Here is a 15716-nt window from a genome sequence, read left to right as displayed (position 1 = left end):
GCGTCGGGGCCCGCGCCTGCGTCGGGCCCCGCCCCTGCGTCGGTTTGGGCCCGTGGGTGGGTTATTGCTCCTGCGTCCGCGGTGCGGAGGGCGGGGGCGGGGCGGGGGGGTTTGTTGCCCGCGCAAAACACCCCCGACGCTGTCGTTGACGCTGGCGCCTCTGAGTCGGCGGCCTCCGAATCCGCTGGCCGTGTGACCGACACCGGTGCTCGGAGCCTCGTGCAGAAGCTCGGCGCGACACCGGAGGCACAGGCACGCACGCTTGCGGCCGGCCTCGCGCATGACGAACTCGTCGCCCTGGTAGAGGAATTGCACGACCACATGTAACGCACCGGACAGCCCGCCGAAGGGGCGCGCCCTGGCTCCACGCTGGGACGCGCCCCTTCGCGTTGAGTTGACCACATTCGACCTGCCCGCCAAGTTGCGGGCCGGCCAACTTCATGCAGAGCCCGCGTTCGCGGGCGCCGTGACACCGGTGCTGGGTATCGGCCCAGTGCAGGCACCGAGAACTGGCGCGACAGCCCGGAAATGGACCGGACGCGAGGTGGCCGCCAGACCGCTCGCGGAAGCGCACGGACTGCGACGGCCGCCTTCGTGAAGACGCCCAACGAAGACACCCAACGACAAGCAGATCCGGGCCCTGGGCTACGGGAGCCTCTCGCCACGTGGGCGGGCCCTCAGCTGGCGGTCCGCGCACCCAAACCCGGTGGCGCGGTACTAGTGCGACGCGGCGCGCGCAGTTCGTGGGCGGGCGGCGAGGTCTGCTTTGCTCGCCGCGACGGGTGCGGTACCTGTGTGTCGCCGAAGTTGTTGTCCGTGGACAACAACGCACCGCCGTTGCCTCGCCCTGTTTTCAGTCCTGAGCGGCGATCCACTCCCCCGCGCGAGCGGTCCCGGCCGTGGGCTGGCGCTTCCATCGGACGGCGACTTGGGGCCCGCGAGGGAAAGGTGTTGTCCGCGGACAACAGCAGGGTGGCGCTCGTACGGGCTGAACGTGTTGTCCGCGGACAACACGGGGAGTCGAGTCTGGGCTAAGGGCCTTTCGCTACCGAGCACCGGGCGCCAAGTGGGCGCTCGGAAAATGTGGAGTTCAGCGATCCGGCGCCGCACAGTCATCCTGTCGGAGAGACCCCAGTCGGGCCTGCTGCCTGAGGGTCGACGAGGCACGGCTGTACCTCGGCGAGATGCCTATCGTCATCAGCATGATGAGTGCTGCCGCCGCAGTCCTAGCGAGTGAGCGTTGTCAGGGAAGGCGACCCGTGGAGAGCGGGCGGCCAGAGCCAGGAGCAGCCGAAGCCAGTCGCGACTGCCCGGCTCTTGCCGAACTATCCGCTCCGGCCTCGGCTCCAACTCCGGCTGCGGCCTCGGCTCTGCCAGCATGCCAACGAGCCAGTCCGAGTCGCCGCGCTTGGGCAGAGGCGGGCTGTCCTTCGGCAGCTTAAGCAGAGGCGGGCTGTCCTTCGGCGGAGGAAGGGCAGCCGGAGACCAGGCATCTCATCGTCCACTGGGATACCAGAGAAAAGGGACATCCGTTGTCCGCGGACAACACAAGCCGCGTTGTCCGCGGACAACAAATCCGCCCGGATCGCGGAGAGGAACCGGGAGCAGCCCGCATTGTGTTGTCCGCGGACAACACCGGGGCAAGCCTCGGAGTACCCGGATGTGTTGTCCGCGGACAACGCTGAGGTCGTACCGAGCGCGGCCCGGCCGTACCGGCCGTACCGAGCCCGGCCTGCTCGACTGAATCTGTTGTCCGCGGACAACATGACTGGACCGCTCAGCCCTCTGACTCTGTTGTCCGCGGACAACAACAGAATCGCCTCGCTCACGCAGGTTGACCCTCCGCGCCGTGTCCTTCGTCTCCGACGTGGGTGATCGGGTGGTCGTCCAGGCGGTATTGAACGTCCCGGAGGAGGGCTTGGAGCAGCTCGGCAAGCTGGGCTTGCTGCGCGGTGTTCAAGCTGCTGATCAGCTGGGCTTCCCGGCCCAGGACTTGGTCCACTGTCCTTTCCACCAGATCGTGACCGGTCGGTGTCAGCATCACCTGCACGCTGCGGGGCCGTCCTTCGCCAGGGCGACGAGTGACGAGCCCTTCGCGTTCGGCTCGGGCGACGCGTTGTGACACAGCCCCGGCGGTGACCAGTGAGCGTCGGCTCAGCTCCCGAGTGCTGAGCGTGTACGGGGGGCCGCTTCGGCGCAACACACTGAGCAGGTCGAGAGTGGCCGCGTCCACTTCGGCTTGGGCAAGGATCCGCCGGCGATCGTCGCCAAGGAGTTTCGCGAGACGCCAGATCGGAGTGACGATGCCGATCGAGGAGACAGGTGTCCCCGGGCGTTCTCGTTCCCAGGCGGCAGCGACGTCCCGTACCGGGTAGCTGGATACGCCATCGGTCGGGTACGTCCCGTCCTTGCTCTGAGTCTTCTGCTCTCTTGCCAAGGTAGCTCTCCCCTGTTTGCGTTTAGTTCTAAATTTAGAGCTGAATGTACACGTTGGGAGGCATCGCCTGTCTCGCACCATCCTCGACACCGGGGCGGTACGGGCATCGGACGGGCAATCGCCGAGTACTTCGCGTCGGAGGGCGACGCCGTTGTGGTGATAAGCCGACGGCTGAAGGCTCTCGACGAGGTGTGGCCGGACAGTACGACCGTGTCCGAGCGGTTCCGTGCGACCACACGGATCCGCAGGCACTCGTCCGTCTCCTCACAGGGCTTCCCGAGCATCTCGATGTGCTGATCAACAACGCGGGCGGTAACACCGACTTCGAGACATCCGCTCCCGCAGAACTGGCTTCGTACGGCCGTCGCTTCCGGGCCAACCTCGAAACGAATCTGCTGAGTGCCGGTATTGGAGGGTGTTGTCCGCGGACAACACCGGACTCCGGGCTGGACTCCGGGCTTCGGACAGCGGGGCGCGGGCGAAGTGCCCGACCACAACCGAGGCGAACGGGGGCGGCGTCAAGGTGGGGAAGTGTGTTGTCCGCGGACAACGCATGCTGTGAGTAGTCCGCGACTGTTGTCCGCGGACAACACATGGCGGGAGGGCAATCGCCGACCGTGGCACTGAACCGTGTTGTCCGCGGACAACATCGGCACACCGTTGTCCGCGGACAACACGTCTACTGGCCCCTGCGACCCAGAGTGCGTACGAAAGACGGCCGTACGGACTCGCCGTCGGGGGAGTGCCGGGGAGGTTTGACAACTCGGTAGGAAGACGAGTCGGCCGAGTTTGTTGTCCGCGGACAACAGCGTCAGCTCCCGCCCCCGCAGGTCCGGCTATAGGGGCGGACGGCGCGATCGACGACATCAGTTCCGCTACCGAACCGCTCGGCACCGAGGCGCTTCGGTCGAGAGGGTGCTGTGCGCTGAAGCCCGACAGGCCGAGGCAGCTGCCCGGACCCCCGGACGCCCAGCTACCCGAATTCGCTGGCGAGGGCCTTGTGAGCGTTGTTCCTCATTCGGGGGCACGGCCGGACGGCCTCGGGGGAACCATCATGAAGGATCGCGCGGCAAGCGGGGTGACTTAAGGCGGCTTGTACAGCCGTTACCTGAGTCGGACGTCCGACCGGACTGCGTCAGCGCCGAGCCCGTCGCGCCCGGGCCGTCCACAAGCCGTAAATCTCTCTAAACGGAAATTGTTCTCGCATCACCGCAAAAATCGACCGGCAGAATGGCCCCTCAGAGGCCCGAACAGGTAACCCCCGGTGTGATGGGACCTTCCGGGACGGAAGAGGCCCTCAGGGAGGCGTCTGTGCGTTTTCGGCCCCTCGGCGCAGGACTTTTGACGGTCGACGACGGCTACTGAGCCGGAAACAGCGGAAGCAAGGACAGCAGGACAGCCTCGCCGAGATCAGAGCGGCCAGCTGGAGGTCTGTCCACGGAGCGCAGGGTCCGGCGAGCAAGTGGCGTGGCGGCCGCTTCCTCGTCCTGGCTCGAGTCCGGGGCGAACGACGCTGACGGCATCAACGACGTTGACGGCGGCGCACTGGTCGCCGGTCGTAACGGGGGAGGACTGCTTACAGGTCCAGGCCTCTGTCGTGGCAGGACCCCGCGGGACGCCCGCACATCGATCGACCGACACTTCGGATGTGACCGGCACCTCGGGTGCCGTCGGAGTGCCCCCGTTGTGTGACACTCCAAGTCACCTGCTCCTTGGGAGAATTCCTATGCGCGCCGACCGGTTGGTCGCCATGGTTCTGTTGCTGCGCCAGCGAGGTCGGCTGTCCGCGACCGCACTGGCCCGGGAGCTGGAAGTCTCCACCCGTACCGTGCTGCGGGACATCGAGGCGCTGTCCGCCGCTGGAGTGCCGGTGCACGCCGAGCGTGGTAGGCACGGCGGGTTCGCGTTGCTGCCCGGTTTCCGGACCGAGCTCACCGGGCTCAACCACGACGAGGCCCTCGCGCTGCTGATTGCCGGATCGCGGCGCGGCACACAGGCGTTCGGTCTCGGCTCGGCGCTCGCCTCCGCCATGCTCAAGGTGGTCGATGCGCTGCCCCAAAATCATCGGGACGCCGCGGCCGGGGTAGCCGAGCGTTTGCTCATCGACCCGGAGACCGACCTCCTCTCCCGTCGGCAGGACATCCAGGAAGCGCCCGACGCGGTCGTGGCCGAAGTTCGGCGCGCGGTGTTCGCCGGACACAAGCTGCGCCTCCGGTACGCGGCGGTGGACCGGGTGCCGACGTGGCGCACCGTGGATCCGATCGGACTGGTCACCGTACGCGAGCAGGGCTACCTGCTTGCCACACGGTCCGGTGCCGACCGTACGTACCGACTGTCCCGGATCCTGGCCGCCGAGGAACTCGCCGAACCCGCAGAGCGGCCGGCCCGGGTCGATCTGGGCCTGGCCTGGCAGGAACGCAGCACGCAGTTCCGAGCAGGCGGCGCCCAAGTCACCGTGCGAGTACGGGTGATACCGGCACGTCGCGAGGAACTGGTGGGCACCGCGCTGGCCGTCCTCACTGAAGAGAGCGATGCCGACGGGTGGTTGCGGATGGAGGTGACCTTCCAGGACGCCAGGCACGCCGAGTGGGCGCTGTGGCAGCTCGCCACGAGCGCGGAGGCCCTGGCTCCGCCCTGGCTGCGCACCGCCCTGCGCGAGCGGGCTGCTGCCGTCGCCTCCCGTTACGAAGCGTCCCCCTGAGCGGGGGAGCCCCGGCGTAGCAGCGAGCGTCGGGGGCGGCCGCCGCCGACGCCCTGCTCGGATCAAGGTTCCCGGGCCTGGAGGGCCGCTTCCAGCCGTGCGATGTCCTCGGCATCCTTGGGTCGTCGAGGCCGGGAGGGGTCCCAGACGGGCATCATCCGTTTGATCTCGATCTGGACTCGCGGGCTCACGATCGCGCACCGGACACCCGCGATGCGCCCCGACTCGCCATCGAGCATGCCTTCGGGCCAGGGCGTACCGGCCCAAGGGCCACCGGCGACCACCACACGGCTGGCCCCGTCGCGGTCCACGAGAGTGAGGCTGCTCTCCAAACCGCCTTTCACGAGGTCGAGTTGCCCATCCGGCGGCGGCCCCGGGACGCGCCGCCAGCCGTGCAGAAGGAGGGCTCCAGCCAGCGCAGGGGCGTCGTCGGACCAGGCGAACCAGTCGATGTCCTCGTGGTCCCGCGAAACGGTGCCGAGGAAGAAGTCCATGGCCCATCCGCCGCGAAGCCACACTTCGGCGCCCAAAGCCTCGGCCGTCTGCACGGTCTCCGCGATCAGGCGAAGCTGTCGATGAGCGCGCTCACTGTCCACAGCAGTGCAGGCTACGCGGCCACTGCCCCTCGCAGCAGCGAATTGCGACGCCTGGGTAGCCGGGACGCCGAGGGCGCGAAGACCGAGTCACTTCCTCCTGATGGTTGGGGCCTTGAGGCGGCGGTCGGGGGCCCCAGGCGGGACTGGAATCAACGTGGTTCGCCCAAAGGTGAGTTGGCCCGAGCTCCAAGAACAGCACGACCGTGCCCGGCTAGCCTGAACCGCATGAACAACGAGCCGGGGAAGCGGGCGCCCATCGACGGCGTCGAGGTCATGACCTTCGCGGACGGTCCGGCCTTCGAGAGCTGGTTGGCAAGCAACTACACGCTGCAACAGGGCATTTGGGTCAAGGTGGCGAAGAAGAAGTCCGGCATTCCCTCGGTGGGCGACGACGAGCTGGTGGACATCGGGCTGTGCTACGGCTGGATCTCCGGACAGCGCCGTTCCTGGACGCGCAGTACTACCTCCAGAAGTATGTACCGCGTCGCCCGCGGAGCCTGTGGTCGCAGGTGAACGTGGACAAGGTCGCCGTGCTGATCGCCGCGGGCCGCATGCGGGAACCCGGCCTAATCGAGGTGCGCAGGGCGCAGGAGGACGGCAGGTGGACGAAGGCGTACGAGTCGCAGCGGACAGCGGCCGCACCGCCGGACCTGGTGGCGGCGCTCGACGCCGACCCAGTCGCGAGGAAGGCCTACGAAGCGCTCGGCAGGTCTGAGCGGTACCAGCTGATCCTTCCGCTCCTCCAGTCGCTCACCCCCGGCGCCAGGGAAGCGCGGCTGGCGGGCATCCTCCGGGCGTTGACCGGTGGGGGAGCGGGGGAGTGACACGGCGGGGGCAGAGGCGTGCGTGCGGGAGGCGTCTTCGGCCCTGCTCTCGTACCACTGGCGCCACGTAGATCCGTATGGCTGGTTCGTGCGGGAGATGAACAGCCGTCCGGAGATGTACAGCCGTCTCGTTCCGGACTACAGCCCCGCAGGCCGCAGGGGGGCGATGGCTGCAGCCCCGGCGTGACTCGCCGGTCCGTGCCGGGGCTGGGGAGCCGAGCCCCTCGCTGTGGGAACTCGGCCACACTGTCAACCTCAACTTGAGGGAGAGGGCCACGCAACCACGAACGGTCAGGCCGAAGACCCACTGTCGATGACCAGGTCGGCCCCGACGACCGCGCCGGCAACGGGCGAGGCGAGGTAGAGCACCGCGGCTGCCACTTCCTCGGCCTCCGCGACTCTGCCCAGCGGGTTTTCCGACTTCACCCGCTCGGCACGGTCGGCCTCGGTCTCGCCCGGTCGCAGCGACATGGGAGCGGCGGAGGCGCCGGGGCTGACCGCGTTGATGCGGACGCCCTGGTGGATGTGGTCGAGAGCGGCGGCGCGGGTCAGCGCGGAGACCGCCGCCTTCGAGGTGATGTACGCGGCGGCGTTCGGGATCCGCAGGTGGGTGCCAAGGTTGGAGGAGATATTGACGATGGTGCCGCCGCCGTTCTCCTTCATGTGGGCGATCTCGTGCTTCATGGCCAGCCACACGCCGGTGACATTGGTCCGCAGGACCATGTCCCAGTCCTCCTCGCTCACCTCGCCGACGGGTACGGTGGCGCGGAGTATCCCGGCGTTGTTGACCGCGATGTCCAGTCCGCCGAAGCGGATGACGCTCTCGTGCACAAGGTTTTGCAGCTGGCCGGATTCGGTGACGTCGGCAGTGACAGCGGTGGCCGTGCCGCCGTCGGTTTCGATGAGACCGACCGTCTCGTCCAGGGAGGCCGCGGTGCGTCCTGCGGCGACCACGGATGCGCCTTCGGCGGCGAAGGCAAGCGCGATCGCGCGGCCGAGCCCGGATCCTGCGCCGGTGACGAGGACGCTCTTGCCGGTGAAGCGGTTCATTCGGTGACTCCTTTGGGTGGGGGTGAGCGGGGGACTACTTGGTGCGGTGGGTCAGGAGGGCCGCGACGGCGAGGGCGGCTCCCGCCACGGCCAGGGACGAGGCGTCGCTGCCGAGCGTGAGCAGGCCGGCGAAGAGGGCGGTGGGGCCGAATTCCATCGCAGTGTTCAGCACGCCACCGGCAAGCCCGGTCTGTCGCTGCGGTACCTCTGCGGTGGCGAGCACGGCGGCTCCGGCGAAGGAGGCCGCGGCGCCGGCCGACAGGAGCACAAGACCCGGCAGCAGTCCGTACGCGTACCAGGTGTGCGCATCGAGCCCGGTCCACGCGAGGAGGGCGAGCCCGGTCGCGCCCGTGCCCAGCCCAGCGGTCGTGACGGCCCCGGCCCCGTACCGGCCGATGAGCGGCCCTGTCGCCCGGCCCGAAGCGATGAGTGCGACGGCGAACGGCACGAAGGCGGCCGAGGTCTGCAACTGTGACCAGTCGCGCGCCTGCTGGAGGTGGAGTGAGAGGACCACGAAGGTCATCGCGGTCCCACAGGCGCTCAGCGCGGTGACCGTCAAGGCCAGGGCCCGCCGCCGGTCGAGCAGAAAGCGGGGTGGCAGTAGGGGATCGTGGACCCGGTGCTCTGCGCACCAGAATGCGGCAAGCAGTGTGATCCCGCCCAGCAGGGGCACGAGCACGTGGGCCGACGACCAGGGGTGGGCGTCGGTGACGACGAGCCCGTAACTGGCGAGGGTGATCCCGACGGTGGCGAGCAGAGCACCTGTCAGGTCGAGAGGCCTGTCCCGGTTCAGGGCTGTGTCCGGCAGCAGTCGGCGCGTGAGGGCGAGGGCGGTGATCGCCACCGCGAGGGGTACCGCGAACGTCCAACGCCAGGAGAGCAGCGCCGAGATGACGCCGGAGAGCAGGTTGCCCGCGGTCGCGCCGAGCACCGAGAGCCCACCCCAGGTGGCCATCGCCCTGCCGAATGCGGTGGGGGAGGGGAAGAGGCCGCGCAGTACGGCCATGGCGGCCGGCGCGACGAGGGCCGCGCCCGCGCCCTGCGCGAAGCGCGCCGCGAGAAGTGCCGCGGTATGGGGGGCGAGCGGGACGGCGGCCGAGGCGACGGCGAAGAGGGCAAGGCCCGCGGTGAGGGCGCGTCGCCCGCCGTAGCGGCCGCCGAAGAGCAGTAGCCCGGCGAAGGTCAAACCGTAGGCCGCGCTAAGCAGGATCAAGTCGGCGCGTTGGAGGTCGAATTCGCGAGCGAGGTGGGGCAGCGGTATGGCTATCGCGGCGAGCGTGAAGATCAGCGTGGCCTGGACACTGCCGAGCAGGATGAAGGCGCGTCGGTGCTGCATGGCGGTGGCGCGGGCGGTGCCCGTGGCGGTCATTGGTTCCCCTGATATTGGACTGATCGGTCCATAATTTGGGCGTGCAGAAGCAGGCGCGACCGCTCCAGCGGGCCTGCCTCAGTCCAGCAGGGCCAGCGCCTGTTCGGCCGCGTCCCGCACGCGGGCGGGATCGCTCGACGCCTTGCCGACGATTCGCACGCCCTGCAGCAGGACGAGCAGCATGCGGGCCAGCGCGCGCGGATCGCGGTCCTCGGGAAGCTCGCCCTGGGCCTGGGCCCGCACGAGTGCGGAGTGCAGTGGAGTCTCGACGTGCTCCCAGCTGATCTCGACCCGGCGGGCCGCTGCGGGGTCGTGGGGGGCCAGTTCCGCCGCAGTATTGGTGACGAAACAGCCGTTCAGTCGCCCTTCCGGGGACGCGGCTTCCGCGGCGAAGCGGCGCACCACCGTTCGTACGGCGGGCAGCGCGGGGCCGGGTTGGGACAGCTCGGCCAGGAGGAGCGGGTCGCGCATCTCCGCGTACCGGTCCATGGCCTTCAGGTACAACTCGTGCTTGCTGCCGAAGGTCGCGTAGATGCTGGCGCGCCCGATGCCGAGGTGCTCGACGAGATCGGTCACCGACGTAGCTTCGTAGCCGCGCCGCCAGAACAGCTCAAGGGCCGACTGCAGCACGGCGTCCGGATCGAATTCCTTGGTCCTGGCCATGTGGAGGACCATAGTCGTATCTGGACCGGTCGGTCAATAATCGAGCGCCGGTTGTCGATCTTGCGGAAGGAGCGGGTTAGTGGGCGGGGCGGCGTCGATTTCGGGTGACTGGTGTCTTCGTGCGGAAGCCCCGAGGCAACTAAACTTAACCGGTTATGTTGCGAGTGTTGTGTGGTCGGGTTCGGCGTCCTAATCTCTCCACTCGTGCGGCGGGTCGTATCCGCGATCCCCGATCTCGTGTCTCGTACCTCGTACCTGCTATGTCGTGCGCCGTGTCTCGTATGGCGTATCTCGTATCGCGCATGTCGTACCTCGTATCCCGTGCCCCATGCATGGCCTCCTGCACTGCGCCCCCGCCCCGTCGAGTTGGGAGCACCACATGAGCAGAATGAAACTGGCCACCGCAGCCGGAGCGCTGCTGGCCCTTGCCGCCTCCGTGTCAACGGCTGCCCCTGCGGCCAACGCAGTCGACGTCGCGGCGGACGCCGAGCCCGGGTTCCACGTCCGGGACGGGCGTCTCCTGGACGCCAATGGCAACGACTTCGTCTTCCGCGGCGTGAACCACGCCCACACCTGGTACACCACCAGGACCCGGCAGGCCCTCGCCGACCTCAAGGCGCTCGGCGCCAACTCCGTACGAGTCGTCCTCAGCACGGGCGACCGGTGGACCAAGAACGGCACCGCCGACGTCGCCGACGTGGTCGCCCAGTGCAGGACGAACAAGCTGGTCTGCGTCCTTGAGGCGCACGACACCACCGGCTACGGCGAGCAGGCGGGCGCCGTCCCGCTCGCGAAGGCCGTCGACTATTGGACCGAGGTGCAGAACGCGCTCAAGGGCCAGGAGAAGTACGTCGTCCTCAACATCGGCAACGAGCCGCACGGCAACACCGGTTACGCTGCCTGGACCGCCGACACCAAGAGCGCCGTGACCCGCCTGCGGGCCGCCGGGTTCCGGCACAGCATCATGGTGGACGCCCCGAACTGGGGGCAGGACCACACCGCCACCATGCGGAACAACGCCCCCGAAGTCTTTGCCGCCGACCCGCTGCGCAACACCGTCTTCTCCGTCCACATGTACGGCGTGTACGACACCGCCGCCGAGGTACGGGACTACCTGCAAAGCTTCGTCTCCCGCCGACTTCCGCTCGTGGTCGGCGAGTTCGGGCACGACCACTCGGACGGGAACCCCGACGAGGACGCCATCCTCGCCACCGCCCGCACGCTAAACCTCGGCTACCTCGGTTGGTCCTGGAGCGGCAACGGCGGCGGCGTCGAATACCTCGACATGGCGACCGATTTCGACGCGGCCCGGCTCACTCCCTGGGGGCAGCGCCTCTTCAACGGCCCCGACGGCATCAAGCAGACCTCCCGCGAGGCGAGCATCTTCGGAGGTTCGCCGGGTGGCGACACCACCGCGCCCACCGCGCCCGGAAAACCTGTCGTCTCCGCCGTGACGTCCGACGGCGCCCGCCTCGACTGGGCCGCCGCCACCGACGACACCGGCGTCACCACCTACGACGTCGTCCGGGTCAACGGTACGAGCGAGACGCCGGTGTCCAGCGTCGCGACCACCGGCACCACGCTCACCGGGCTCGCGCCGGCCACCGCCCATTCCTACGGCGTGTACGCGCGCGACGCGGCCGGCAACCGCTCCCCGCGCTCGGCCGCGGTCACTTTTACCACCGCCGACGTCCCGGCCACCGGCACCTGCGCGGTCGACTACCGGCTGGAGGACTGGGGGTCCGGCTTCAACGCCCACGTCACCGTCCGCAACACCGGTGCCCGGGCGGTCGAGGACTGGCAGCTCGACTTCGCCTTTCCCGGCGAACAGACCCTGACCTCCGCGTGGAACGCCAAGGCCGTGCAGCAGGGCAAGCAGGTGCGCGTCACGCACGAGCAATGGACTCGCACGATCCCTGCCGGTGGCACGGTGAGCTTCGGCCTCTCCGCCACCTCCGCCGGCGGCAGCGCCAACCCCACGGCGTTCGCCCTCAACGGACAACTCTGCAACCGCACCTGACGAAACGACAGAAGCGGTCTCAGACGCGCCGCCCCAGGCCGTGCCGGCCCTGACCCCCGTCCCGCAAGCCGCCTCATCGCCGTCGTGGCGGGCCCGTCGAGCCGCGTGGTGTCAGGGACGGCGTCGGCACCTGGAGCGAGCCCGTGTGGGAGCCGTTGATGACCCCGAACAGGGTGCGTGCCACCTGCGCGCCGAACCGGTGCACGTCATGGCTCATGGCCGACAGCGGCGGGTGGGTGAGGCGGCAGAGCTGGGAGTCGTCCCAGGCGAGGAGGGAGAGGTCGTCCGGTACGGCGAGCCCCATCTCGGATGCCACCGCCGCGCCCGCGACGGCCATGATGTCGTTGTCGTACACGATGGCCGTCGGCCGGTCCGGCAGCATCAGCAGTGCGCGGGTCGCCCGTGCCCCCTCCTCTCCCGCGAATCCGGTGGCTACCTGTCGGCGTCCGTCCAGCCCGAGTTCGGCCATGGTTGCCTCGAACGCGTCCGCCCGGATGCGGCTGTGTCCCAGCCCGGCCGGGCCGCCGACGCGTGCGATGCGCCGGTGGCCGAGGGCTGCCAGATAGCGCACCGCATCGGCTGCCGCCGACGCGTCGTCGGTCCAGACGGAAGGAAAACCCCCGGTCAGGGAGGGGTGTCCGACGGCGACGGCGGGCAGCCCGAGCGCCCGCAGCGGGGCGATCCGGGGGTCCTCCCGGTGGAAGTCCACCAGGACGGCCCCGTCGATCATCGTGCCCCGCCACCACTCCTCGTACAGTGCGATCTCCTCGTCGAGGTCGCGCACCAGGCGCAGCAGCAGCGAGCAGGAGCGTTCCGTCAGCACGCTCTCGATGCCGGAGAGGAACTCCATGTAGAACGGTTCGAGCCCGAGCAGCCGGGCGGGGCGGCACACCGCCAGCCCGATGATGTCCACCCGGCGGCCGGCCAGACTGCGGGCCGACCGGTGCGGTGCCCAGCCCAGTTCCCGCGCCACAGCGAAGATCCGCTCGCGGGTGGCGGGGGAGACGCCGGGCCGGTTGTTGAACGCCAGGGACACCGCACCCTTCGACACCCCGGCCCGTGCGGCGACGTCGTTGATGGTGATGCGTGGGGTGGCGGCGTGCGAGGTCACTCGTCAGACCGCGTTCACGGTGAACAGGGCAGCGCGTACCGCGCTCTCGTCGGCCGTGGTCACGGCCTCGTCCTCGGTCAGGCCGGACACCCTGATCCGGGCTTGCTCGCCGGGCAGCAGCGTCAGCAGGCCCTGGTCCGCGCGGGCGGCGGTGCCGAGCCGGTCGGGCTGGAGGAGGAGATCGCGTAGGACGGACCCGGCGGTGACCAGGACTTCCAGCGCGTCGGCCCGGCCCGGAACGGGCTGGACGTGCACGTCGTAGCGGGCCGGCTGGTAAGCGAAATCCTTTTCCGCGACCGGGAGTTGCACGTCCCGGAGACCGTCCGCGTCGGCCACCAGGAACTCCTTGACGGAACCCGTCGCGGGCCGCAGTGGCGCCGGTACGGGTGTCCGTACGACCGACCGGGGACCGGCCGCCACGTCGAGGACGGCCCGCCGCAGGACCGTACCGTCGGCGGAGAGGAGGCGCAGGGTGACCGAGGCGTGCCACGGGGCGGCGGACTGGTTGTCGACGACCACCACCGGGCCCTCGTCGTCCGCACCGTGGGGCAGGAGCGTCAGCAGCCGGTCCGCGTACACCCGGCGCAGCTCGTGGTGGAGCGGTTTGAGCCGGCCGTCGCCGTCGATCGCGGACCAGGAACTCACCGGCCAGCAGTCGTTGAGCTGCCAGACCACGGTGCCCGCGCACAGCGGCCAGCCCGCCCTCCAGTGCGCGATGCCCGCGGACACGGCACGGGCCTGGACGACCTGGGCGAGGTAGTGCCAGCGGTCGAAGTCGCCGCCCGGGAACACGGGAGGGCGGAAGTGGCGTTCGATGCCCCGGTTGAGCTTGCCGTTGCCGTCCTCGGCCTTTTGGTGGTGCAGCATCCCGGGGGAGCCGGGGGCGAGGTCCTCACCGGGCAGGGCGCGGCGGAGAGTGGCGAGCGCGGGCGGTGCCTGCCAGCCGAACTCGGCAACGAAACGAGGGGTGTTGGCCCGGTACTCGGCGTAGTCCTGACGGTTCCACACCTCCCAGGAGTGGTACGTGCCGTGCCGGGGATCGTTGGGGTGGTGGTCCCAGGAACCGGACCACGGGCTGCCCGCCGCGTACGGGCGGGTCGGGTCGAGCTCGGCGACGATCCGGGGGAGCAGTCCGAGGTAGTACCCCTCCCCCCAGGAGTCACCGGCCAGTGGCTGCTCCCAGTTCCAGTCGCGGAAGCCCCACAGGTTCTCGTTGTTGCCGTTCCACAGCACCAGGCTCGGGTGCGGCATGAGCCGGACAACGTTGTCGCGTGCCTCGGCCTCGACCTCGCCGCGCAAGGGCTGTTCCTCGGGGTACGCGGCGCAGGCGAAGAGGAAGTCCTGCCAGACCATCAGGCCCAGCTCGTCGCAGATCTCGTAGAACGCGTCGTCCTCGTAGATGCCGCCGCCCCAGACGCGTACCAGGTCGACGTTGGCCTCGGCGGCCTGGGTGAGCCGGGTGCGGTACCGCTCGGGGGTCACGCGGGAGGGCAGGACGTCGTCGGGTATCCAGTTCACGCCACGGGCGAAGATCCGCACCCCGTTGACGACGAACGTGAACCCGGTGCCGTGGGCGTCGGGGGAGCGGTCGATCCCGACGGTACGGAAGCCGATGCGGCGGTGCCAGCGATCCAGGGGGACGCCCGCGTCGCTCGACAGGTGGAGGTCGAGGTCGTACAGCGGCTGTTCGCCGTACCCGCGCGGCCACCAGAGCCCGGCCTCGGGGACCTCCAGGCGCAGTACGGCCTCGTCGCCGTCGAAGGTGACGTCGCAGTGGGTGCCGGTTGCCGCCCCGCTGTCCTTGCCCCCGCGGACCGAGGCCCGGCAGGTCAGCGAGCGGCCCGTGCCGTGCTCGGTGCGCTCGACCCGCAGCCGCACCTCCACCGCACCGGTCCCGTCGTCCGCGACGGTGACCAGCGGGCGCACCTCGGCGAGCCGCGCCGTGGACCAGCGCTCCAGCCGTACGGGCCGCCACATGCCCGCCGTCACGACGGTCGGTCCCCAGTCCCAGCCGAAGGAGCAGGCCATCTTCCGGATGTACTGGAACGGTTCCGGGTAGACGTTCGGCCGCTCACCGGTCAGCGCGCGCACACGGTCGGCCTCCTCGTACGCCGAACCGAAGCGGACCTCCAGCCGCCCCGTACGGCCGGTGATGTCGAAGCGATGGATGCGGTGCATGTTGCGGGTGGTGCCGAGGCTTTCGCCGCCGAGCAGGATCTCGGCGGCGGTGTCCAGGCCGTCGAAGACGAGGTCGGTGCGCTCGTGGACGGCGGGCTCGCCGGCGGTGTGCCCGTCGGCGGTGGGCTTGCGGCCGACCCGCTCGTGCAGCGTGCTGCCGTGGCCGGAGGTCTCGTGGTTTGTGGGCGCGCAGGCCCTGGGCTGATGCGGGGCCGTCTGCGGGATGTCCGATGTGCTGCTGTACGCCGACTCCGCGTCGTACGCCAACTCGGTGACCTGCGCCGGCCCCGTGTCGTATGCCAACGCTGCGGTGTGCGCCGGCCCCGTGCCGTGCGTCAACGCCGTTTCGTAGGACCACTCCTGGCGGCCCACCCAGGCGGTCTTGTGCTCGTTCCGGCCGATGAACGGGTCGGGGATCACCCCGGCGTCGAGCAGGTCGGCGTGGACGCAGCCGGGGACGCGGGCCGGGAGCAGCGCGTCCTCGTGGCGCAGGCTCCAGCCCTCGGTCAGCTGTATGACGTCCTTCATGGTGTGCGGCTCCTCTTCGCCGGCCGGAAGGCGGGGACGGTGCGTGTGGAGCGGCAGGCTAGCTGGCTGATCACCGGTCTGTCCATGAACCGGTGAAGTGACGTTTCAGTTGTCCGAGGAAGTGACAATGTCGCGAACTTCCCTCTGTGGAGGGGGTTTTGGGGACTGCCCGGTAACGATTGTGTATCGCGGACGAATCTTTTACTTTACCGGTTCACTTGTGGCTGCCATAGTGCCGA

11 protein-coding genes and 1 pseudogene are annotated in these 15716 nt (G+C 69.5%); 5 read left to right on the top strand and 7 right to left on the bottom strand.

The window, feature by feature from the left end; genetic code table 11:
• The first annotated feature begins 192 nt into the window (after positions 1–192).
• The gene (locus tag HNQ79_RS34050; protein WP_260421809.1) at positions 193–327 is read left to right on the top strand and encodes a hypothetical protein; all 135 of its coding nucleotides are present in this window, start codon (positions 193–195) and stop codon (positions 325–327) included.
• A 1498-nt stretch (positions 328–1825) separates the two neighbouring features.
• Here HNQ79_RS34050 and HNQ79_RS27260 read toward each other — a convergent pair.
• Positions 1826–2437 (bottom strand): MarR family winged helix-turn-helix transcriptional regulator, encoded by a 612-nt coding sequence (locus HNQ79_RS27260; RefSeq protein ID WP_229923448.1) that lies wholly within the window; start codon positions 2435–2437, stop codon positions 1826–1828.
• Between the two features lie 1726 nt (positions 2438–4163).
• Here HNQ79_RS27260 and HNQ79_RS27255 point away from each other — a divergent pair.
• Positions 4164–5138, top strand: coding sequence for a helix-turn-helix transcriptional regulator (locus HNQ79_RS27255; RefSeq protein WP_185035512.1), 975 nt, complete (start codon positions 4164–4166; stop codon positions 5136–5138).
• 62 nt (positions 5139–5200) lie between these two features.
• Here HNQ79_RS27255 and HNQ79_RS27250 read toward each other — a convergent pair whose 3' ends face one another.
• Complete coding sequence (locus HNQ79_RS27250) at positions 5201–5734, bottom strand: nucleotidyltransferase domain-containing protein (protein ID WP_185035511.1); 534 nt, start codon at positions 5732–5734, stop codon at positions 5201–5203.
• On the opposite strand from HNQ79_RS27250, the pseudogene HNQ79_RS35010 reads away from it, so the two are divergent.
• Positions 5714–6243: pseudogene (locus tag HNQ79_RS35010) on the top strand (YdeI/OmpD-associated family protein); the annotation flags it as partial. The gene HNQ79_RS27250 and the pseudogene HNQ79_RS35010 sit on opposite strands and share 21 nt — an antisense overlap.
• Entirely contained in the window at positions 6244–6558 is a 315-nt protein-coding gene (locus HNQ79_RS34595) for a YdeI/OmpD-associated family protein (RefSeq protein ID WP_308437331.1), read from the top strand.
• 291 nt (positions 6559–6849) lie between these two features.
• Here HNQ79_RS34595 and HNQ79_RS27240 read toward each other — a convergent pair whose 3' ends face one another.
• From HNQ79_RS27240 to HNQ79_RS27230, 3 genes are all read right to left on the bottom strand, one after another.
• On the bottom strand, positions 6850–7608 hold the full coding sequence (locus tag HNQ79_RS27240) for an SDR family NAD(P)-dependent oxidoreductase (protein WP_185035510.1): 759 nt from the start codon (positions 7606–7608) through the stop codon (positions 6850–6852).
• 34 nt (positions 7609–7642) lie between these two features.
• The gene (locus HNQ79_RS27235; protein WP_185035509.1) at positions 7643–8977 is read right to left on the bottom strand and encodes an MFS transporter; all 1335 of its coding nucleotides are present in this window, start codon (positions 8975–8977) and stop codon (positions 7643–7645) included.
• 78 nt (positions 8978–9055) lie between these two features.
• Positions 9056–9640, bottom strand: coding sequence for a TetR/AcrR family transcriptional regulator (locus HNQ79_RS27230; protein ID WP_185035508.1), 585 nt, complete (start codon positions 9638–9640; stop codon positions 9056–9058).
• Between the two features lie 379 nt (positions 9641–10019).
• Between HNQ79_RS27230 and HNQ79_RS27225 the strand changes: the two genes are divergently transcribed.
• Positions 10020–11660: a cellulase family glycosylhydrolase gene (locus HNQ79_RS27225; RefSeq protein WP_229923447.1), complete on the top strand. Its 1641-nt coding sequence runs from the start codon at positions 10020–10022 to the stop codon at positions 11658–11660.
• A gap of 73 nt (positions 11661–11733) precedes the next feature.
• On the opposite strand, the gene HNQ79_RS27220 is transcribed toward HNQ79_RS27225, so the two are convergent.
• Positions 11734–12771 (bottom strand): LacI family DNA-binding transcriptional regulator, encoded by a 1038-nt coding sequence (locus HNQ79_RS27220; protein ID WP_185035507.1) that lies wholly within the window; start codon positions 12769–12771, stop codon positions 11734–11736.
• Positions 12772–12774: 3 nt separating this feature from the next.
• Positions 12775–15477 (bottom strand): glycoside hydrolase family 2 protein, encoded by a 2703-nt coding sequence (locus tag HNQ79_RS27215; RefSeq protein ID WP_229923446.1) that lies wholly within the window; start codon positions 15475–15477, stop codon positions 12775–12777.
• Between the last annotated feature and the right edge of the window lie 239 nt (positions 15478–15716).

Source organism: Streptomyces candidus (assembly GCF_014207445.1).
GTDB lineage: Bacteria > Actinomycetota > Actinomycetes > Streptomycetales > Streptomycetaceae > Streptomyces > Streptomyces candidus.
The sequence above is the reverse complement of the archived record's forward strand: the minus strand, read 5'-3'. Positions and strand labels throughout refer to the sequence as shown.

Bases quoted from the DNA above. Each gene is read 5' to 3' on its own strand.
- HNQ79_RS27240 (WP_185035510.1), bottom strand. From the start codon at position 7,608: ATGAACCGCTTCACCGGCAAGAGCGTCCTCGTCACCGGCGCAGGATCC.
- HNQ79_RS27225 (WP_229923447.1), top strand. From the start codon at position 10,020: ATGAGCAGAATGAAACTGGCCACCGCAGCCGGAGCGCTGCTGGCCCTT.
- HNQ79_RS27235 (WP_185035509.1), bottom strand. From the start codon at position 8,977: ATGACCGCCACGGGCACCGCCCGCGCCACCGCCATGCAGCACCGACGC.
- HNQ79_RS27230 (WP_185035508.1), bottom strand. From the start codon at position 9,640: ATGGCCAGGACCAAGGAATTCGATCCGGACGCCGTGCTGCAGTCGGCC.
- HNQ79_RS27215 (WP_229923446.1), bottom strand. From the start codon at position 15,477: ATGAAGGACGTCATACAGCTGACCGAGGGCTGGAGCCTGCGCCACGAG.
- HNQ79_RS27255 (WP_185035512.1), top strand. From the start codon at position 4,164: ATGCGCGCCGACCGGTTGGTCGCCATGGTTCTGTTGCTGCGCCAGCGA.